The organism is Maribacter taeanensis (assembly GCF_047345145.1).
GTDB lineage: Bacteria > Bacteroidota > Bacteroidia > Flavobacteriales > Flavobacteriaceae > Maribacter_C.
Window position 1 is genome coordinate 880740 of the sequence record NZ_JBLFER010000002.1, and the last position, 21093, is coordinate 901832.

At 37.3% G+C, this 21093-nt stretch carries 17 protein-coding genes; 3 read left to right on the forward strand and 14 right to left on the reverse strand.

Annotated elements, in window-relative coordinates; translation table 11 throughout:
- Positions 1 to 71 precede the first annotated feature (71 nt).
- Together ACKWCD_RS09760 and ACKWCD_RS09765 are read right to left on the reverse strand one after the other, a co-directional pair.
- Positions 72 to 704: a response regulator gene (locus ACKWCD_RS09760; RefSeq protein ID WP_413983758.1), complete on the reverse strand. Its 633-nt coding sequence runs from the start codon at positions 702 to 704 to the stop codon at positions 72 to 74.
- Positions 701 to 2695, reverse strand: coding sequence for a tetratricopeptide repeat-containing sensor histidine kinase (locus ACKWCD_RS09765; RefSeq protein WP_413983759.1), 1995 nt, complete (start codon positions 2693 to 2695; stop codon positions 701 to 703). Before ACKWCD_RS09765 ends, ACKWCD_RS09760 begins: the two co-directional genes overlap by 4 nt.
- 182 nt (positions 2696 to 2877) lie before the next feature.
- On the opposite strand from ACKWCD_RS09765, the gene ACKWCD_RS09770 reads away from it, so the two are divergent.
- Entirely contained in the window at positions 2878 to 3492 is a 615-nt protein-coding gene (locus ACKWCD_RS09770) for a porin family protein (RefSeq protein WP_413983760.1), read from the forward strand.
- Positions 3493 to 3708: 216 nt separating this feature from the next.
- Positions 3709 to 3876 (forward strand): DUF6747 family protein, encoded by a 168-nt coding sequence (locus ACKWCD_RS09775; RefSeq protein ID WP_413983761.1) that lies wholly within the window; start codon positions 3709 to 3711, stop codon positions 3874 to 3876.
- A gap of 80 nt (positions 3877 to 3956) precedes the next feature.
- On the opposite strand, the gene ACKWCD_RS09780 is transcribed toward ACKWCD_RS09775, so the two are convergent.
- Genes ACKWCD_RS09780 through ACKWCD_RS09810 form a run of 7 tightly spaced genes read right to left on the reverse strand, consistent with a single transcriptional unit; the run spans position 3957 to position 9086 of the window.
- A complete protein-coding gene (locus ACKWCD_RS09780; protein WP_413983762.1) occupies positions 3957 to 5093 on the reverse strand; it encodes a type II secretion system F family protein in 1137 nt (378 codons plus the stop codon).
- Positions 5093 to 5515, reverse strand: coding sequence for a hypothetical protein (locus ACKWCD_RS09785; protein ID WP_413983763.1), 423 nt, complete (start codon positions 5513 to 5515; stop codon positions 5093 to 5095). Before ACKWCD_RS09785 ends, ACKWCD_RS09780 begins: the two co-directional genes overlap by 1 nt.
- Positions 5516 to 5549: 34 nt before the next feature.
- Positions 5550 to 5885 (reverse strand): hypothetical protein, encoded by a 336-nt coding sequence (locus ACKWCD_RS09790; RefSeq protein ID WP_413983764.1) that lies wholly within the window; start codon positions 5883 to 5885, stop codon positions 5550 to 5552.
- Complete coding sequence (locus tag ACKWCD_RS09795; RefSeq protein WP_413983765.1) at positions 5873 to 7153, reverse strand: hypothetical protein; 1281 nt, start codon at positions 7151 to 7153, stop codon at positions 5873 to 5875. Before ACKWCD_RS09795 ends, ACKWCD_RS09790 begins: the two co-directional genes overlap by 13 nt.
- The gene (locus tag ACKWCD_RS09800) at positions 7150 to 7611 is read right to left on the reverse strand and encodes a hypothetical protein (protein WP_413983766.1); all 462 of its coding nucleotides are present in this window, start codon (positions 7609 to 7611) and stop codon (positions 7150 to 7152) included. Before ACKWCD_RS09800 ends, ACKWCD_RS09795 begins: the two co-directional genes overlap by 4 nt.
- A gap of 49 nt (positions 7612 to 7660) precedes the next feature.
- Positions 7661 to 8353 (reverse strand): fibronectin type III domain-containing protein, encoded by a 693-nt coding sequence (locus ACKWCD_RS09805; RefSeq protein WP_413983767.1) that lies wholly within the window; start codon positions 8351 to 8353, stop codon positions 7661 to 7663.
- Between the two features lies 1 nt (position 8354).
- A complete protein-coding gene (locus tag ACKWCD_RS09810) occupies positions 8355 to 9086 on the reverse strand; it encodes a hypothetical protein (protein WP_413983768.1) in 732 nt (243 codons plus the stop codon).
- A 127-nt stretch (positions 9087 to 9213) separates the two neighbouring features.
- On the opposite strand from ACKWCD_RS09810, the gene ACKWCD_RS09815 reads away from it, so the two are divergent.
- Positions 9214 to 9384, forward strand: coding sequence for a hypothetical protein (locus tag ACKWCD_RS09815; RefSeq protein WP_413983769.1), 171 nt, complete (start codon positions 9214 to 9216; stop codon positions 9382 to 9384).
- 13 nt (positions 9385 to 9397) lie between these two features.
- Here the strand turns inward: ACKWCD_RS09815 and ACKWCD_RS09820 are convergent, their stop codons facing one another.
- The 5 genes from ACKWCD_RS09820 to ACKWCD_RS09840 form a co-directional block, all read right to left on the reverse strand.
- The gene (locus ACKWCD_RS09820; protein ID WP_413983770.1) at positions 9398 to 9790 is read right to left on the reverse strand and encodes a hypothetical protein; all 393 of its coding nucleotides are present in this window, start codon (positions 9788 to 9790) and stop codon (positions 9398 to 9400) included.
- 73 nt (positions 9791 to 9863) lie between these two features.
- The gene (locus tag ACKWCD_RS09825) at positions 9864 to 13625 is read right to left on the reverse strand and encodes a DUF6443 domain-containing protein (RefSeq protein ID WP_413983771.1); all 3762 of its coding nucleotides are present in this window, start codon (positions 13623 to 13625) and stop codon (positions 9864 to 9866) included.
- A gap of 16 nt (positions 13626 to 13641) precedes the next feature.
- Positions 13642 to 18675 carry a PKD domain-containing protein gene (locus tag ACKWCD_RS09830; RefSeq protein ID WP_413983772.1) on the reverse strand — a complete coding sequence of 1678 codons (5034 nt, stop codon included), beginning with the start codon at positions 18673 to 18675 and terminating at the stop codon, positions 13642 to 13644.
- Positions 18676 to 18777: 102 nt separating this feature from the next.
- Positions 18778 to 19878 (reverse strand): hypothetical protein, encoded by a 1101-nt coding sequence (locus tag ACKWCD_RS09835; RefSeq protein WP_413983773.1) that lies wholly within the window; start codon positions 19876 to 19878, stop codon positions 18778 to 18780.
- 782 nt (positions 19879 to 20660) lie between these two features.
- A complete protein-coding gene (locus tag ACKWCD_RS09840) occupies positions 20661 to 21092 on the reverse strand; it encodes a hypothetical protein (protein WP_413983774.1) in 432 nt (143 codons plus the stop codon).
- Position 21093: the final 1 nt, after the last annotated feature.

Below are 21093 nucleotides of genomic sequence, written 5' to 3' on the forward strand. Positions count from 1 at the left end.
GTTTAGTTGAAGAACCCTGTATCGAGTTATTTGGTATGGGGTTTTTCGATTTTTCTGAATCCTTCTTTTTACTAAATTAACTTCTGTTCAATCGCCATTTTAACTAATTGTGCGGCATTGGTAACACCCATTTTTTGAATGAGATTTCTACGATGGGTCTCGACGGTCAACGGACTGATTATAAGTTTTTCTGCAATTTGAGGTGTAGTTATTCCCTCGGCCACGAGGGCCAAAATTTCTTTTTCCCTACGGGTTAGTTTAGGTATTCGATTATTGTCGAAGATAGAATCCGCTAAAATCTTTTGAATTTCAGCACTAAAGTAAGATAAGCCATCATGTATTTGATGAATGGCAATACCCAGCTCTTTAGAACTTACATTTTTAAGTAGATACCCTTTTGCACCGTTCTTTACCATTTGTTTAATAATGCTTGGGTCATTGTAGGTGCTTAAACCCAAAACCTTTACATGAGGGTATTTGGTATTGATTTTTTCACATACTTCAACCCCATTAATGTCGGGTAAATTCACGTCAAGCACTACCACATGGGCCACCTTTCTTTTAAGGTGAGCAAAGAGGTCTTCGGCATTTTCAAAACAAGCAGTCACTTCAATCGTTTCATCCATACCTATGGATGACTTAAGTCCTTCAATGACCAGCGGATGGTCATCGACCACTACAACTTTTATAATTTCCTTTTTCATGTTTTTTCAATTTGGATATTTATGGAAGTACCTTCATTGATTTCTGAACGGATGTCCATTATTCCATTTAAATAATCTACTCGGTTTTGTAGACTAGTAAGTCCGACCCCCATATTTTTTCCAGTATCCTCTAAGTTGAACCCTTTGCCATCATCTTCAATGGTAACGTCAATTTTATCATCACTGACCATACATTGCACCAAAATCTCAGTTGCCTTGGCATGCTTGATGGCATTATTGATTAACTCTTGAATAATACGGTATAGTGTTAACAACTCATTTCTATCCACTACGTTTTCAGTGTTGTAAAATTGGAGTGTGATATTGGTTTCTTTGTCACCGAGAGTACTGCAATAATCTTCAACAGCCGCTTTAAGTCCGTATTTAAGCAAGGTCTCGGGCATTAGATTTCTGGCAACGCCTCGAAGTTCTTGTAATGAATCATCTAGATTACCTAAAATATCATCCAAATGGGGCAGTAAGGGTTTTGCTTCTTTGTTTTCTGTCAATCTTGAAAGTTTAATACTGATGCCTGATAATCTTCCTCCGAGACCATCATGCAAATCTGCGGCAAGACGTTTGCGTTCTTGTTCTACTCCTTCCATCATTACACCAAAAAGTTTGCGTTCTTGTTCCGCTTTTAACTGTTGAATTTCTCGTGCTTGCACCTGTTCTTTAAGTAGGGCCTTTTTTTGACGGTTGTTGTAGGTCAAATATCCGGCTATTGAAATGAATAGCAACGTGCCTAATAAAAAGAAGAGTAAATAGTTTTGTGATTTTTTCCGTTCCAAATCAAGGTCAGTTTGGTTGTTCAGATTTTGTAGCTCAAGGATTTCCCTGTCTTTTTTTTCTTTTTGATATAATTTTTCTAAACGAGCTGCTTCCTTTTCTTTATCATCTGCGTTAATGCTATCATTTAGTTCAAAATAGGCTTTGGTGTATGCCATTGCTTTTTGATAGTTCTTATCTCGATTTTCATATTTTGCAAGCTCTTTTAATGCATATAGTTCTTCTGGAGGGTTACTCTTTTTTACTTCCTGATAAAACTTTACCATATATTCCTTTTCCTTTTTCAGGTCTCCCATATCTCCGTAGGTTTCCACATACTGAAGATATTGTTGAGGTAATGCCCCATAGTATTTTTGGTTTTTTATGATTTTCATTGAGCGACCAAACTGCTGAAGTGCTTCAGGAAATCTTTTTGCTTTGGAATAATATTCTCCTAATTCTTGATGATATAAATGCCATCTTGGTGATTCTGGTGTTTTTTGAAGTAGCGCATAAGCGCGGTCTAATTCTTTCTTGGCACGCGGTAGTGAATCCATTTCCATCAGACAACTTGCAAAAACAAGTCTGTCAACAGCAAATTGAGAATACGCTTTTGTACGTTCGTAGGGAATATGATTTTCATTAAAATAGAAATATGCCGTAGTGAAATCGTAATCATTGTAAAATGAAATGGCCAAGTTGCTATTAATAAGAGCTAGTACCTTATAATTTTTGTATTTTTTGACAACAGGTGCGAGTTCCATAAGATACTGCATCTCTTCATTGGCTCTACCCTGGTTACCTATACTGGCAGCAAGATTCAAAGCGGTATCAGCCCACAAATCAATCATTTTTTTAGAAGAATCGATTTTCATTTGTCTTTCAAAAAGCAGCTTTGCTTTTTCGTAGTGCTCTTGTGATTTTTTCATTTCTCCGTAGTCGAAAACTACATAACCCATAGCGGCATACGCTTTTGCCAATCCGAACGAATCCGTTTTCTTTCTAAAAAAATCTAGGGCTTCTCGTGCATTCCCATAGGCTTTTATAGAGTCGATACCTGATGCAGCTCTCGCAATATCAGATCGTATGTATGCTTTTTGAAAGGTATTATCAGTTGAACTTAGGAGATTTTCAAGACTATCGATTTTAGTAGCAGCATCTTGACCAAATGCGTAGCAAACGATTAAAAGGGTGACTACTAGTATTATAATAGTACGTTTCAAATGTGTTTTTTTAAGATGGTTACTACAAGATATTTAATAAGTACAAGACCAGAGAAAGCACCTTCGAAAATACCTGAAAACTAGTAGAAAAAAATACGCCCATGCGGGGATTTCATAAAAAAGCTTTTCAAAATACCTTGCAATCAACAAATTAAGCAGAGAAATATTTTAAACAAGCTATTATGAAAAAAATTATGAAAGTACTGGTTTTTATGGCTATTGGCCTAATGAGTTTTACAGCAACAGCCCAGTTTGGTGCTAAGGGTGGACTTGGCTTTTCGAGTCTATTAATTAAAGACAATGATGATAACCTAACCGCTGAATTTGGAAGTGCAGGATTTAGTTTTCACGTCGGAGCTGGTTATGAAATCGATTTTGGCGATCAGTTGTCATTTGAGCCAGCGGTATTGTTGACACAAAAAAAGTCAAGTTTTGATTTAAATACCCTGGTGACGTTTAACTTTTTATATCTCGAAATGCCATTGCAAATGAAGTATTACTTTCTCGATGTAGGCGATAGTACAAGATTATACGGTTTAGGTGGTAGTTCTCTCGGGTTTTTGTTGTCCGCAAAACGTGATAATGATAAATTGAACGTTGGAGGCAATAGAAATGATGAGCTTAAACTACTTGATGTTGGTATTAATTTTGGTGCTGGAGCTCAGTTTTTTGATGCCCTGAATGTTGACTTGTCTGCAAGTATAGGAGTAACGAACCTTTCTAACGATGTTATGAATGGTCTTAAAAATAAAAATAGTGTGGTGCGATTAACGGTCACCTATCAATTCGGGGAATAGTTCTAAAACAAAATCTTATTTTGCTATCAGAATAGAAAATAAATCAAGATTTAAAGAACCCTGTACCCAATTATTTTGGTTTGGGGTTTTTCGATTTTTACTTAAAAAAGTAGCGTTTCAGCGCATTTTTCGCTCATTTTGACCAAAATATCGTAAAAATTGCCTTTTTAGCATAGCATTTGTCTTTTCAGTAATGAACTATTAAAAAGAGAGATTATGAAGACGACACTACTTATTAAGGAGATTTATTTGGAAGGATTTAAAAACTTAGGAAACTATATTCTAAAGAACTACTTGAAAATCTTTTCGTGGTTCTGTTTCGCTCTAATATTTATAGGATTATACGCTTTACTTTTTAGAATGTTCACAGGCTTTGCCTTTTAAATACAAATCTAAATTGTGATAGCATAATGCATATAGAATCAAATGTTTAAAAAGGCCCTAATAGCTATTTAGGGCTTTTTTTAGCCTAAAACACTCCCTAGTTTAAACATGGGGAGATACATTGCAATTAATATTACTCCTACTAGAATACCTACAATTAAAATAATCAAAGGTTCTAATAAAGTTGAAAGCAACTTTGACTTTTGCTGCACTTCGATAGCGTATTGCTGATTGAGGCGTTCAAAAATAAACTCTGTTTGATTGGTTTCTTCTGCGACCTTCATTAGTGAGATCATACGATGGTCAAAAATTTTATTGCTTTTTAAACTTTCGCTGAGACTATTGCCGGCCATAACTTGAATACTTACTTGTTTTAAGGCATTTTTTAAGGGCCTGAAATCAATCATTTTCGCCACTAAGTCAATACTATTCAAAACAGGAACTTTTGAGGCCGTAAGTAAAGTAACCGCCTGTGTGAACTGAGCCATGTAAACCGCTTTAATGAAATTACCGACATATGGCGTTTTTAGCAAAATACTGTCTTTCTTTTCTTTATACCAATCGTTTTTTGAGTAAAAACTTCTACTAAAAATTAGGACTAAAATTACGATGACTACCCACCAACCGTAATCCCTAATAAAATCTGAGGCAGAAATAATGAACTTTGTAATGCCTGGTAATTCTACACCGTTTTGGGTAAAGATGTCTTGAAACATGGGCACGACCAATCTTAGCATAAAAATGACTACAAGTATTGCCGTTACCAGGATAATTATAGGGTAGGTGAGTGCATTGACTACGTTTCTTCGCTGATCATTTTTCCTTGCGAAAAACTTTCCTAGTTCTTCAGCGATTTTGGCCGTAGTCCCTGTTTCTTCACCTATTTTTAGGGAGTAATATTCGTATTCGGTGAATTCTTTCTTATCCTTAATTACTTCAGAAAAAGGTTTTCCCGCTACTAAGGCATCTACCATCTCTTTGAAGAAAAGCTGTTGTTTTTCTTTCTTTTGATTTTCCTGTATTAAGGCCAGTGCATCCTTTAAATTTACCCCTGCTTTTAGTAATACGTGTATTTCGGTATAGAAATCTTCCTTCTTTTTATTGGAGAAGGCAGATCCGAAAAGGCTTATTTCTTTTTGTAGAATTGAGGTGCTATTTTCTTTACGAACATTAGTTCGAGCGGTATTCGGAGCGGTATTTTCTAACTTAAATCCCATTAATACATATATTCATTTGCCGCATTCTTCTGATAGACAAAAATTTCCTGCGCCCCTTGTTCTTTGGTGCCTTTTAAATATAAGGCATCTAGTTGTCCCGAGGCATTCTCTAATCCATTTAAATAAAAGACCTTACTTTCTAATTTCAATTGAAAAGTATCCTTTTCTCGAATGATGAATCCGTTTTCAAAGATGTAATCTACATAGCCTAACTCATTTTGACAATGCATGCTATTCGTCACATTGTTGTATGTGATATCGGGATATGTGGAAAAGTCTACCCAGAGGGCTTGTTGCAATAGGTTGACCTCAGTATTATTTTCAAAATTTTGACCAATACTTCCCATTTGATTTTGTATCAATCGCAAAACCGAAAACGCTAAGCCAATAACGATCATCGTGAGTAGTAAAACTACAATCATTTCACTTAAAGTGAATGCCTTTATTTTTAGCGGTTTACTCAGCAATATTAGTGTATGTTTTTAATGTTTTTTTGGTCGTCTTATGGGTTGCCTCTAAGATCAAATAGCTTGAAGCGCCTATTTCTTCACTCAGCAATTCAATATCCCAATCGTCCAATTCTTCGTAGTGCGGAACGCTGATCAGATTATTTTTATATTGATACTCCAGCAAATTTAAATATGAAGTGAGTTGTTGGTTATTTCCTTGAATGCTGGAGGAAAATATGGAATTTAATAACAGACTGGCTATCATGAAAATAACAACAATCAATACGGTTGCGACCATAGTTTCCATAAGGGTAGCACCTTTTATTTTTCTTAATACAACCATTTCGTGATCGCTTTAAAACTGGTGTTGTTAGTCAAGGGCAGGCCTGTATATTCTCTTGGTAATCTGCTGCTATCAATGGTGCCATTAAAAAAATGGTTTTGATAGATGCTACCACTTTCTAAGGCCACGAATCCATAGGTGTTTACACTGCCGAATACCTTACCTTTTAGCTCAAGATTTTGCGCGCAATAGACTTCTCCCCAAACGACGGCATCGGTATCAATTTTTATTTGAGGATGGAATCTTTGTTGCTTTTCACCTTTCATCAGATAGACAATACTTCCCTTAACTATGGATTTCTGTCCCACACTAATATCGGGCTTTCGAACGGTATTAGCGTTTTGATTATTTGTTGTGCTATGATTTACTACTAAGGCTGATGGATATTCTAAAATACAATTTCTTCCAACTTCTATATTTTTACTGGCGATAGCCTGGAAACTTCCAACAACTCCCTTTTTTACGATAATCTCAGGAGCTGATAATACGATGTCTTGCAACTGGCTAGTTGCCTCAACAATGATACGTCTGGTAGCGTGCACCTCAATATTTCCACTTAAGAAAACTCCTGACAAAATAATTTCACTACCCTCAATAGTTTTTGTGGGAGCTTCAAAGGAGTTGGTAGCCTTTAAACCACGTTCTAATTTCAGGTTTTGGTTGTTTTTATTTGGGATTCTATTTCGCGAAAATTGATTTACTCTTTGCACAAATTCTGAATTTAGCTGCGGTAAGCTACTCCTGCTCTGTCTTTGTCTTCCGTTGACCATTGAGGTGCCATAGAAAGAATTTCCTGCGATGTTTCCTGGGCGGATGCCTTGTTTGGGTAAGAAAGCATCTCCAGTTATTTTTGCGTTACCAACAATGATCAGTGGACGTTGATTGTCTTCTAAGTAGAGTGCGGGAAGCATTTCTGAACTACTACTTCCTGCGAGAACACTTTTAACAAATCGATTTTTTTTAGATTTTGCTAGAACAGTGTACTTTTCAAAAATTCCCCAATATTGGCGAAGGGCTCGCACTTCAATCGGACTATCACCAGGCAGTTCAATGTCTAAAGAATCATTCAGAACCATATTACTTTTTAAAGCCATGCTCAGTCCCAAATCAGCTGATTTTATTGTTTCTACAAGAAGTTCAGTTTTCTTTCCAAAGAGTGAATTCGTTTGTGCTAAAGTGATAAATGTGAGTAAGAGCAGTGCAATAACGACTCCCATAAAAAGAACGAACTGTAATGCTCCGGCTTTTATTTTAGTGTTCCATTTCACTTTTGAAGTGTTATGGTTCTGGTTTTCTTGTTGGCCCGAATTTTAATAGAAGTAGCATTACCACGCACTAATTTTACCTTTTCAATTTCATTGCCAACACTCATAATATGCTGCCGCCCATTTATAGTCACAAAATAAATATTTTCTTTGGTGTCTTTATCGGAAACAAAACCCGTATAAGTCACCGCTATTTCTGGAGGGAGAGGCGTCTTAAGTGCACTCCGTTTCACTTTCTTTTTTGCTTTTTTGGGTAAAGTACCTAAAAAGGGGTCGCGATAATCGGCAACGATGCTAAACTTTTCTTTTTCTTGTACTGGTTGGGGTTTAAAATCTATGGCACCTGTTTCCGTATTGCGTTCAGGTTCTGAAGTTATCGAAGAAAAAATACGATACCCGATGACTCCCCAAATAAGGACTACCGCTCCTAAAAGTATATATGTTTTCGTGTTTTTTTTCACTTTTAACTTGTTGTGTACGGTCACATCGAGCGGAGTCGAGATGCGATGGTTAATTAATAGTTAGTGTAAACACCGTAGAATCTGCACTTTTATTACCGCCAGCATCAAAGGCTTGCACCAACCAATAATAGGTATTACTATTTAGCGTGGTATCAAAAGCTTTATTTGCACCTAGCCCTTTCAGCTCTAAAGTCTGTAGCGTTTCATCGCTATAAATATAGATACTATCCCGTTCTGCAGTTCCAGGTACATCTTCACGCGACCAACTAAAGGAAACTGATGTTTCATCTTGAGCTGTACCGTCTGTAGGAGCAACTAGGGTTGGCGTATTGGGCGCAACCAAGTCAATATTCTCATCTCCGTTTACAGTAAACGAGTTGGTGGTAAACGGGGTTTCAATACCTCCATTCAATCCTTTGACACGCCATTGATAGTTACCATTTAAAAGTGTTTTTTGAACTTTTGTTCCTAGTAGGCCTAATGAATCTTCTACGAAGAGGCTATCCAAAACAATTTGAGCGGCATTAGAAAAATTTGGTTGTGCTACTTCTACCTTATAGCCACGCGCATCTTCTAAAGCATTCCAATTGAAACTAACGGTATTGTCAGTCAGTATAGTTCCTTCTAATGGAGCGAGCACTGTAATCTCTTGTTCATTAATTTCGGGTACTTCAATGATATCATCACAGGCAGTGATTCCCCCTAAAATCAAAAACCAAAGTAGTTTACTTTTCAATCCCATTTTAAAATTTTAAATACGACTTATCTGCAGTTACTTTTGATGCTTTTTTATAGGTGCCTTTGGGGCAGCTAGCATTCCCCGTCAAAATGGCCTCAATTCTTTTGCGGTGGTAGCGATCTTCTCCCCAGCAAAAAGAGGAAAAACCATAATCGAAAACTTCAAGATCTGAAAAAGGAATAGTGGTTTCTTTGGAATTTTTGGTCAAAATCAAATACTTTCCGAGGGCATCATTTTCAGCGAGCTGCACCGTATTGGCCTCTAAGAGTTGCACCATAAGTACATCGGCGGCTGTAATATCAAAACGAGTGACCATTTTATAAGAGTTGTCGGTAGCTAGGTAGTTTCGAATGTTGCTGTTTTCGCTAGCATTCAGTTGTTCTGTAATATTGATTTTATTTAGTAACTGCAATCTCAAATACTTGGGTTTAATGGGTAAGGAATCGCGATAGGTAATCCCGTTAATTTTACCTGCTTTCACCATATGCGAAGTATAGGTGCCATAACTTGCCCGGTTAAAGGGGAGTTGTTGTACTGTAATCGCTATAGGCTGCTCCCAATTCGGGTTGCCCACTTGCTCAGTACTGGCGAACCACAATTTGCCTTTGGTGCGTACCATGCTTGCCAATTCAGGAAAGGTCAAGGCTGCCGCTTGCTGTTCTGATTTATACGTGCCACATGCTGAAAGTAGGCCAATGGCCAAAACGATAACCGCAGTTTGAAAATGTCGTTTCATAGTAAAAAACTAAGATTTAAAAATAGGGAATAATGTAGACTTAGAAGGAGTTTTGGACGATAAAATATGCTTGCTTTACCCTATAATTGTTAATGTCTAAAATGGGCGATTTCTTACTAGTTCAAAGATGAATGACTCAAAAGTAGCTTTATACTACTACCGCCAATTTACAATCGCTCCATATCGTTTGCAACTTGGCTACTTTTTCTATGAAAAAACTAGAGCTACCAGCTCTGATTTTTTGATGTTCTATTCGTATTTCTTGCTCGGCACGCCACTCGTCACAGACGAGCACTAGCGGGGGTCGGTAATTAATTTTCCCATAAATTTGATTTTACCAAAAGCCAGTCACAGTCCTTTAGAAGATATACTGATTTTATTCCTACTCCTTGGGCATCATACCTATAATAAATTTTCGCCGTATCTAGTATAATACTAATTTCTTTATATTCTAAATAGGCCTTTATTTTGGCTCGTTTGATTTTATTGGAGTCCAAGAATACAATTTGCTTGTTGAATTTATACAATCCCTTAACCTTATTTAAATGTTTGTTATTGTTAAGTACAATTAGTTCTTCTTGATTAAGATTATCTTGTACGTCATAGTATTGCTGTAATGATGGTAAATTAATACTTTTTAAAACTAAATTTTTATATTTTAAGGTATCAGAACAAGAAATAGCACTAGTTTTTTCAGAATTCATTTTTGTCTTATTTTGACATGCAACAAAAAGACACATAACAAATAAATATTTCATTTTTTCATCATTTAAGTAGTTATTCCTTTACCCAATTGCTTCCATCCCAAACATAATTGCCATCTTCTACATTATCAATATTGTTAATTAAATTATTTAACCCTTCTGCTTTCTTTTTATTCTCTGCTGCTTGTTTCTTTTTCTTTTCCGCTAGTGTCTTTTGCCACTGGTCAAACACCTTTTTTGCACTGTCATAATCACCAATATCTTCTCCATATACATCTATTTCAAACAAATCCCCTTCTTCATCAGGGTAATCAATTCCATCTTGATCATCTCCATAGTGGACATATTCATGCAATATTGTAACTGCTATTAATAGCAAATATACATCTGCATCGGCTCCAGTAGCGTCTTCAAGAGCCTGAAGGAAATCCTTGTCAATTTTAATTTCTTTGGAATTTGTTCCAGGTGTAAATTCTCCGATGGCCCCGTTCAAACCATCTGCGATTATTTTTGGGCCTTCGCCATAAGTCAAGCCCAATTTGATATCCTCTTTTGAAAGTTGACCATACTTCATTAGACCGTTAACAATAGAAGGGTTATTGATAACATCTTGAATGCCATTCTTTAAAAATTCTGCTAACCTTGGGTATTTTGCTGCAGTGTTAGCGTCCAATTCAAAATTACCATCGCTATCAATGTATTTTATTGGATTGTTAAATGCATATCTATATGGACTCCATTGAGGTGCCATATCCGACATTTTATCTATTACGAACCATCTTCCTAAAGTAGCATCATAATTCCTGGCACTAAAATCTAGCCAATCCAAAGAACTTCCGTTGATATTATCTTCTTGTTCCTCCTTACCACCAAAGCCATATTTATGATTACGCCCATTTCGACCAAAATTATAGCCTTTATGTTTTAGTCCAAAAGGATAATAATTGTTCTCTTCCTGTATTTCAAGATTAGGGGTGCTATTTGAGCTTAGGTCTTTGTAAGACAGTCTGATATTACCCAAGTGGTCTTGAAATTGATAAATATAATCATAGCCCTGATTTAGGTCATCAAAATTTTTAGGTTCCACGTAACCTTCTGCTATACTAAAGAATTGTAATTTCACCCCACCCCCTGTGTTTTCATATATATAGTTTCCAGCATATTCGGTCACTGTACCTGTACTTACAATTTTTTTCTGTTTAATACCAGTAGCGTCATAGACATAGGTTATTGAGCCACCAGAAATGCTTATTACTTCAGGTTGATTCAAGTGATTATAGCTAATACTAGTAATGTCCTTATTCGTATCCGTCTTCATATTGCCATTAGAATCATGGGTGTATTCTAGTGTCAATTCTGATCCATCTATAAAACCTTGTGTTGCACTTGCCTGGTTGTCATCATTCACTGCCTTCAATTGGTTTCCTATATAGGTATATGTTAGGTCATCCATAAGGCCGTAATCCGTTACTAGACCACTATCATCAACCTGCGTATGCCCCATTCTGTTTAAAGTCATAATGTTCCCGTTCTTATCATAGGAGATATTCGATACATTATGAGGGCTGTTAGGAAGACCCGTTGCCCCTGTAATTCTGTTCAGTGCGTCATAGGTATACACGTAATTTCTACTAGCTGAACTACCAGCGATTGCATTATTGGCAGAATTCCAAACAGTTTGAGAAATGTTACCGTTATAGAGTCTTCTATTGGGGTCTCCCACATCGTTGTATTTGATGCCAAACGCAAATAGGTCATCGCCCATGGCATTCGGGTTGTTTATGCTTTTGAGCCAACTCCTTACATTATAAGTGTAATCCACAGTCTGTAGGCCTACTGAATTCAATACATTGTTAGCATCCGCATCTCCTCCTACTTTCTTTTTCTCCAATTGCGCTAATTCATCATACGTATTTAAAACAATCAATTCAGTCTCACCAGATCCTCCACCTGTAGCATTGGGGTCGATTCGTAAAACTACATTGGGTACAACAGTTGCGTTAGGCCTAACCACCATACTATTAGTAGCGATACGATCTGTATTAATGTACCCTGAGACGATTATATCAGCATCTATACCATTACCACCAGCTTCACAAGAATCACTCAAGGTCTGATCACCCACACATTGCGTTTGTGCTAATAGTCTTCCCGAATGATCGTAGGTAAAATTATCAATAGTAACAATGGTCGTTCCATTACGTGTATGGGCTGTTTTGGTTTTTAAAGTTTTTCCTATGAAATCCAATTCAGATGCAATGATATCGGTTGTACCTAAATAGTCATTCGTATTATGCGTGTAAATTGCTCTCGCCTTATCATCGTAAAGACTCACCGTTTTAATCCAATCATCGGTCTCAAGCACTTTTACCAAACTTACGGTGGGTAGCCCTTTGGTGCGATTATCTGTAGCCTTTCCAAAAACACTGGTTGACGTAGGTGATCCTCCTAAGTCGTTAGTGGTAATATCATAATCGTCATAGTAGTTTACGGTAAGCACTTCTGTAATACTATTTTGCGGATAGCCTTCGGGGGTGTAATTTATCGCCTTACCTCCAATAGCATTGGTAGTGTTTCCGGTTGTTCGCGTTGTCCAAAGAGTAAAAGTATCTGGCAGTGCAGTTACGGTATTTTGTAGGATGGGTCTATCGTCGGCAATAGTAGCTTTTCCAGTATAAGCAACCCTGCCATGTACATCATACTTGGTAAAGAGCCACTCGTTGCTTTTTCTTTGTTCTGCATCTTGCGTTAAGATGGGTAAGTCCAAATTATTGTAAACAATATATTCTATTCCTTTACCAGGTATTTTTTTGGCTACCAGACGATTTCTAAAATCGTAGGAATACTGATAGCCTAGTGCGTTCATTTGATTGTCTAGTTCGGTAAGGCTAGCCGTAGCACTTTCCATTTTAGGGGGCATTACATACGTAAGATTCCCAAAATCATCATATACATAATAGGTATCATGTGGGGCTTCATTTTGTGCTTGTTCACCGGCATCATTTGTGTCGCCATCTCCGTTTTTGTCCATAGCAGGTACGTCGGCATAGGTACGCTTAAGAATAACCCTACCTGTTTTATCTTTGAACTCTTCTGTTGTATGGTTTTTTTGCCCTTCTTGATGATTCTCGTCTTTGGTTATAGTTTTAGAGAGTTCGCCAGCGGGGTAATAGGTTCCTGACGAAAGTGAAGTAGTCTCATTATTCGAGGAAGAGAGGGTAACCGTGAACAGTCGTACGTTGTCATTTGCAGGGTCACTAACATTATCGGGGTTATGCGTATTACTGAGATAGGAATAACCAATGGCGTGATCGGTATCATCGGTACTGGTGATTTGCCAATCTTTACCTGGGGCACCTTGTTTGAGTGCGCGGTTTAAGGGTGACGCTTCTACGGTCTTCTCAGAATAGGCATTGATGTTTATGGTCGCAAGATTTTGAAAATCATTTGGGTATTTTGTGCCATAAAACTGTTGGGCATCTAAGGTACTACCAGGTTTATAGGCGCCACGGTCATATTGGGTTGAAGGAAAAGGAAGCCAATCACGAAGCATACGCCCATAAATGTCATACTCATAAGGGGTTACCATATCAGCGCCTGTGGGAGATTGCCCAATACCTATGGTTTGCTGCCCTCGCCCTAAACCATCAAAGTATTGAATCGTTTCGATGACATCACGTTCTAGTACAATTTCGTTACTGCTATTTTTCTCCTCCTGATAGGTACGTGATAGTATAAAATTACCATCACTGGGAACTGGAGGTGTATAAGGGGTTTCCTGCGCATTGGAAATAAGTCCGATTAATAATAGTTGTAAACTTAATATTTTTTTCATCTTTCTATGCTTTTTACTAACCTCCACAGTTGAATCCTAAATTGACAGTTATTGATCTTATAATCGTTTGATCGGTGTTTGCTGCATCAATGGCAACACAGGTAATGGTTTCCGATTGCTTTGAACAAGATAGCTCCACAGATGAATATCTATTGCTAGGACCTTCTTGAACTATGCTGCCGTTAATAACCCATCTATAGAGATAGCTACCCGAACCTCCTTGCACATTATTTGCAGATATGGTATAGCTTGCCGATTCTGGGTCAGGGTCGTTATCTCGGGCTCCAAGTGATAGACCTGATATGGGATCATTGTCTTGAATTGAGATAATTTTAAAAACGGTTTTGTATTCTCCGGTTAATAAATCATGAATTCTGCATTGAACTTTAACACTCGCGCCAACCAACTCATAACCAACGGTATAACTAGCTACATTTCTATTGGCTTCGCTGAAAGTGCCTACACCTTCACCATAGTCGGGAGTTACACTTTGATTAATAATGTCCCATTCGTACTCAAAATTTCCAGAGCCGCCACTTGCCGTATTAATATTGAAATATGTAGCCGTATTTACCAGCACTGGTGATGGAGTGCTGATATCATCATTTGTTATTTGAATAGGTTCATATACATTAACCTGACTTGTAATTTCCTCAAAATGATTAGGAATATTGGTGTCAGTAACTCTAAACTTAATGGTGTAGACGCCTGAAGTGGTGAAGCCCGTATGGTTATAATAGGTGAGGTCTTCTGAAGGAATCTTGGTATAGTTGCCACTGCCAAATCTTACAAACCAACTATATATCCAATTGCCAGAACCACCACTGACGCCCGAAGTATTGAAATATTGATTATCTCCTTTTTCAATATGAGCTACTGTTGGTGTGATATTGGGAACATTTAAAGGGTTATAAATGGTAACAGTAGTTTCCCCTTCAATAAAGCTATTGGTTTCTGAATCAGTAACCCTCAATTTCACAGTGTGTTGACCTGGTGTAGCAAAGGTGGTCTGAAAACCCGTTTCTCCTGTAAATGATTCAGGAGTTCCATTATCTATAGTCCATTGGTATGAAAGCGTTCCATATGTTGTGATTACACCGGTGGCATTAAAAGTAAATTGTTGTGCATTTACCAAACCAAAAATTTCGTCCGAAGTCAGATTAACAACACCTAAATCAATAGGAACCGTTACATCAAGTGTTAAAGGAATACTTAGTCCCGTAATATTATCAGTAACATCAACCCGAAGGTTGGATATACCAATATCGTCAAAGACAATATCAATTTGATTTGTTCCACTTGTTATGAAGATACCATCCTTATACCAGGCATAAGCAAAATCGCCAGAACCTCCTCCTGGATTGGCGGTATAGGTAGTTGCAACTCCTAGATCCGGTGCTGAATTACCATCTATATTTCCTACTAAATCTGCATATTGTTCAAATACATCAGGATTGGTATAATTTTCAGATCTATACTCATATTCATATTCTTGTACCATTTTATCTCGATCATCTTTGACGTTTAATAAACGGTTGCGATAATCATATTGATAGCGGGTGGTATAACCCCTAGGGTCTGTCATATTAGAAATGCCTACTAGCGTTTTATAGCTATAACCTGTTACAAATGCATTTGGTAAAGCGTTCCGTAAGATTTCAAGTTGAGTTTCTTTTTCTGCTACTGTGTTGGCATCACTCTGAAGTTGACCTAAGTCAGCTCCAGAACTTGTAAGTTGGCCGTACGATGCGTTTTCTGCCTTGACTACGGGATATTCGAAGTTATAACCCCAAAAATAAGAAGTGCTTTTTAAAACTTTTTCATTGCCCTCGCCAGGTCTATTGGGAGAATCTAATAGTTGGTCCACCTGTAATAGTTTACCGGCGGCATTGTAAATAAATTTCATTTTTGCTTCAAGAGGGCTGTCACCTTTTGCAGCAAATATCTTGAAGGGTTTATAGCCATTTGCATTTAAGGTAAAATCGGTTTTTTGAGTGCTTTGAAGTGCTCCATTATAAAAACTCTCGACTTGAACGGGTTGGCTAAGTTGATTTTTTAAGACCATATCATTTAATATGGAATTATTTAACTCAGAAAGATCATTGGCGTATTTGGTAACATTTTCAGATTCATTGCCTCGACTATCTATTGTTTTTAAAGAATTGACTTGGTAATTCTCATTATATCCATAATTCTGTTTCGTTGTTATGCCATCAACTGTTTTTTCTACAGATTTAGGGCGATCCCAAATATCTAACTCTCGATAAAGTTTAGCACCATGTAATTTTTTTAGCTCTATGTCTTGCAGTGAACCTATTGGAAAATTAGGCTGGTCAGTAAAATCAACAATATCATAATCAACATAGCGATACTTGTTGATGAACACATTTATACTCCAAGGATGATTATCATCGAGGTCTTGTTGTGTATTAAGATTTATTAATTTCCGAATCGAGGTATATTCGTTTGTCGTAGATGATACGGGTTCTTCAATGTCTTGTTCATATGCTATTGTTTTAAGAGGCATAGATTTATCTAAATCTACTCCAGTGGGTATTGGTGGGTAGGCATAATTAAGATTTTCAAAGGGCATGGAATATTCGGTTTCTGTATACCCTATTTCTGTAACTCCTGGTGCACGAACAGAGCCATTTCTTCTTTTGATGGTTTTGACTTTTCGATAAAAAACAGGCGTACCCATCCTAGGGTTGGAAACTGTAAAAGGACTTTCTGTATACGTTATCAGTTTGGTTCTGAATAGCTGCGAACCATCAATATTCTCACCTGGTAAATTGATTTGATCAAGTGTATAAGAGGTTTGCAAAAGTGGAATGGCAAATTGAACACCTGTAGAGAAATCTTCATCATCGTTATAGTCGTAATTAGTAATGAAGCAGTTTGGGCCTGAATTATCAGGACAATCTTTCATATAATCAACACGAATACCTCCTATTTTCTTGTTTACCCTGGTTGGGGGTGGTTCATTAAGTTTTCCAAAAAATTGAATATTTAAGGAAGCTGAAACAGGCGCTCCGGGAGTTTGCGTAAATATTTTAAATTCATAAACACCGGGCATTATTAAAATTTTATCCCCGCTATTTCTGGTCACGGTATCAATACCATCATTTCCGTTACCGCCAATATCTGCATAACCAAACTCTTCAACGAGTTGAGGATACATTGGAGGGAAGGCAAAGGGAAAATCCCTTTGAAGAATTTCTGATTTAAGGTAAGGGGCTACGAGATAGTAACTGTCATTACCACCAGGATACGGGGGAATGGAACTACCTAAGTGACGTATGGTGTAATTGCTTAGGCCACCTACACGTGACATCGTTATTGAAATACCACCTGCAGACCTATCACCACTAACGGTGTGATTAATATAAGCCACAGTTGGATACAAAATCTCCAAGCTTTCACTTTTTTCTGAAACTTGCTCGGTCTGTGCATTTAAGGAAAGTTCAAATAGTTTTCCTGACTCTAAACTTCTATAATAATCGGCATTTAGGTCAAGTGCTGTAGCTATTTGGTTTTGCTGATAATAAATATTTGTGCTACCTCTAGTCGGATAAATAATTCGCTTTAAGGCTCCCAGCCTACTATGCAAAAGACTAGGATTTCTATTGGCTCCTTCAAATGGGCTATTCGGTATGTTTAAAGCCCAGGGATTTCCAGCTCCGTTGTAGAACTTCCAGTAATCTTGTTGTCTGGCTAAGGTTCTATCTTGAACACTTTGAATAAAGTTTGGAATGGCTAGTTCGTCATGATATTCAAATTCATAATAGTCTTCCCCATTAAATTCAATCTTATCTAAAAGGTCTCTATTGCCAGAATGTGAAAACTCGAACCAGTTCACCGGATTAATCAAATCTTTCTTGTTATAAAGTTTTATTGATTTAAAGAGTTCTCGCGAATTTGCATTGAATTTATACTCAAAATCAATATGTCCTTTTGGAAAGGTGATTTTCGAGATTAATTTTCTATTAATAAGACCCTCGCTAACAGCATCGCCGTATTGTGGATAAATTAAAACTTCGCTTCCAAGTGTGTAAGGACCGGGTTGATAGCCATTCGGGTTGCTAGATTGACCTTCTATATTTGTTAATATTCCAGAGCCTGAAACTCTAAAATTATAATCTGTCATTGCATCGTCGACATACTCAAACCTTATCTTTTGATTGTTCAAATAGGTTATTTCAGATAACTTCCAAGCAGTAATTGGATTTAGTTTCATTTCTTCATCGACACCTTGAGGTACTGAAGTTTCGATTTGATCAAATCTGTATTTAACCCCATTCGTATCAGTTATAATGAAACCAGATATGTAGTAGTTATCACTATTAAGACTAGCATAGCGATTTTCACTTTTAAGTACTTCTACCTTATTTGCATGCTTCGACAAAAGATAGGGTTCGAAATGTGTCAAAGCACCATTTGCATCGAATCTTGCAGTAGCTTTAAATGAGAAATACAGTCCACCTGCACTTACGGTATATTTGTCTGCCTCCCCGTCATAAATGCCATCTCTAAAATTCCTTAGTATAGCTATATCCCACGCGTCAAAACCTTTGGTATTAAAATCACCGTCGTTTTCTAAGGCAGCATAATTATTGATTAAAGTTCTTACGGTAGGAAGTCCACCACTAGCAATGAATTCACTATTGTATCCTAAATTATGCTCATCAGGCAGACCACGGGTTTCACGAGTTACAGCGGCTTCGGCATTAAGATTCCAGCCAAGACCCGCCAAGGAGGGTTTTCCTTCCAGTAGTAAACCCCCATAATTGTAGTTTAAGCCTATGGGCCAACTTTGTCCATCAACTTCAATAGTATAAAAAGGAACGGAATAACTCATTTGACCCGTCGAAGAGGTAATGGGTATACTACCATATCTTCCTAAACTCCCTGCCTCCGGAGATTGCGGTATTACTGCTGGTGGTTGTGCACCGCTAAAAATAAATCCGTCAGGTGTTTGACCATAAGAAGTGTGAAAGGTAACCATTAGGGCCATTAAAGCGAACCAAGTGAGTTTTGACTTATTATGCATTGGTAGTCTTTTAAGTTTTGTACGATTGATTATCGCAAGAAAATCTTCAAACATTATGTTGATTGAAATAGATGATTTATCCTAAATGAAATTGGGAATGTGCTACTGCTTAACCTGCTCTTTGATGTCTAGAACTTCTTTTTTCAAAGCCTGATATTTTTTCTCCTGCTCCAAAATATAGAGTGTTAGCTCCTCAACTTTTTCAAGCAGTTTCAGGTTCATTTCCTTCAGGTTCATTCCTTCTTTTTCCATTTCTTTTGCCGAGGGAATATTAGGCAGATGTCCATAGGCATCAATAAAGTTTTGAACCTCTTCTAAAGTTTTGAGATTATAATCATCATAGAAAACATAATCAGGTACAAAAGGTGCTTGAATATCTACCCTAACCTCTCTTGTGTGAATTTTACCATCTACAGTTAGAGCCTCATCAGGGCTATCAGTACCAATACCTACATTGCCTAAATTGTAAAAAACGTCATTGCCTTGAATGTTCCAAACTGTTGATGAGCCTAAAAGATCTTCAATAGGGGGTTCTTGTCCGTTTACTTCATATAGGGTTGGCGCATAGAAAAATAAATTGTCTTCTGCCGTATTGTCTAGATTTAGAAAAACTCTCTCTCGAATACGAGTCGCACCGGGGGCGAATTTAAAATCATTAACGTTTAGGCCAGAAACGGCATTACCTTGACGATCATATACCGCGCTTTCTATAGCGGTGCCCGTATGACCGCTACCATGTATAACCCCCACAAGAAGGTACCATTGATCTAAGTTTGGTAGATCTCCATTAATAAAGTAAGGCGAACCGATTGCGTTACCATTCAATCGTAAGGCCGAGTTCACGCTTCCCGCATCCTTTACGATCATTCCTAGTAGGACACGACCATCGTTTGAATTTGTCTTTTTTGCCCAAACGCTTAATCGGTACGTCTTAGTAGGGTCAATGGTTTTATAGTTTCCTGTCCAACCTCCATCTGCATTGGCACCAGCAGCTGTATTCGGAATCGCCTTCCACAGTAATGCATTTTCTCCAGCAGGGCCTTGACCAAATTCTCTAAGACTATTGGCATCTGTTCCGTATCTGGTAAATCTTGTAGCAGATCCGTTGCCTTCTGTCCAAGAAGAATCATCGATTAGGTTGTTCTGAGAATAGCCCATAAGGCCTGCGATACAAAATAGTGGAACTAAGAATAATTTTTTCATGAGTAAAGGTTTATGGTATTTCTGATCGTAATTTTTAAAAGTGTCGTATTTCTGAAAGCTTATTTAGTGGTATACACTATTCTTGATTCAAGAATAGCATTAATTTATTTTTAGAAGTTCTGTATTTGTAAAAAGTTGAAGATTTAGGACAACTTTTTTGTTATTGGACTTGTTGGTAAAAAGTTTGAAATTGTAGTTCTGTAGATACGCTCTTTCACAAAAGAGCTTTGGGGTAGGGCAGGGGTTAACAACTAGATGTGTCAAAGGTATTGGTTGGTGTTTTGGTTGTGCTCGTTGCAGAAAAAAGGGACTTTCTCGAACGGGCTATGAAGATATAAAATATTTACATCTAGCAAAAGAAATAGATGTGATTATTTGTAAAGGGATTACAAATTAGGTAAGAGGTGTTTTGTAAGGAGTTCTTAGACTATCGTACTTCTAGAAATTCGCAACTTCGTGGCTTTTCATGTGCTGAGAACCACAGCTTTGTAACTGTTGTTTTTAAACATTTCATGGTGTTATTGCTCACTCAATTCGACGCGAAGTTGCAAACTTCGTGTAGCTACACTTCGCGGAGCGAGAGTAGCTCTGGTTTTTTTTCGATGTTCTGTTCTTATTTCTTACTCGGTACGGCACTCGTCACAGACGAGCGCTAGCGGGGGCAAAAACTTTCGAGCAAACAAAAGGAGACCGTAAAGGATTTTCTTTCCGCCTTCGTGCTAAAGGCCGACCTTACCCAAAAACTGGCGCAATAAAAAACCGCCTCGGTGGGCGGTTCTTATTTATATCATTTTTTGGCTTTTATCGACTAAGATATATTTTTCCTTTTCGCAGTCGTATTCAAAAAAATAAGTGCTTTTACCATAAATAGTTACTTTCTTCCTCTTCTTGTAGATTGACAAAGTTTCTATCAATATTTTATTATCGAATAATTTAGCTGGATAGATTTCGATTATATCTATACCTTTTCTTGATTTTGATTTTAATTGTTTTCCGCTGAGATTCTTTAGAGTAACTGCATGATGAGTGAGTTTTGTATCATTGAATCTTTCATCCATAAACGTAATGTACATAGACGAATACTTGTTGCTTTGTAATTCAAAATCAATTTGGGCTTCAATTGCTTTCGAATATAAAGCCTTTGTATCACTTTTCTGTGAATGTAGTACAGAAGAAAATGTAAAAGTTATTATTGCTAAGAATATATATTTCATC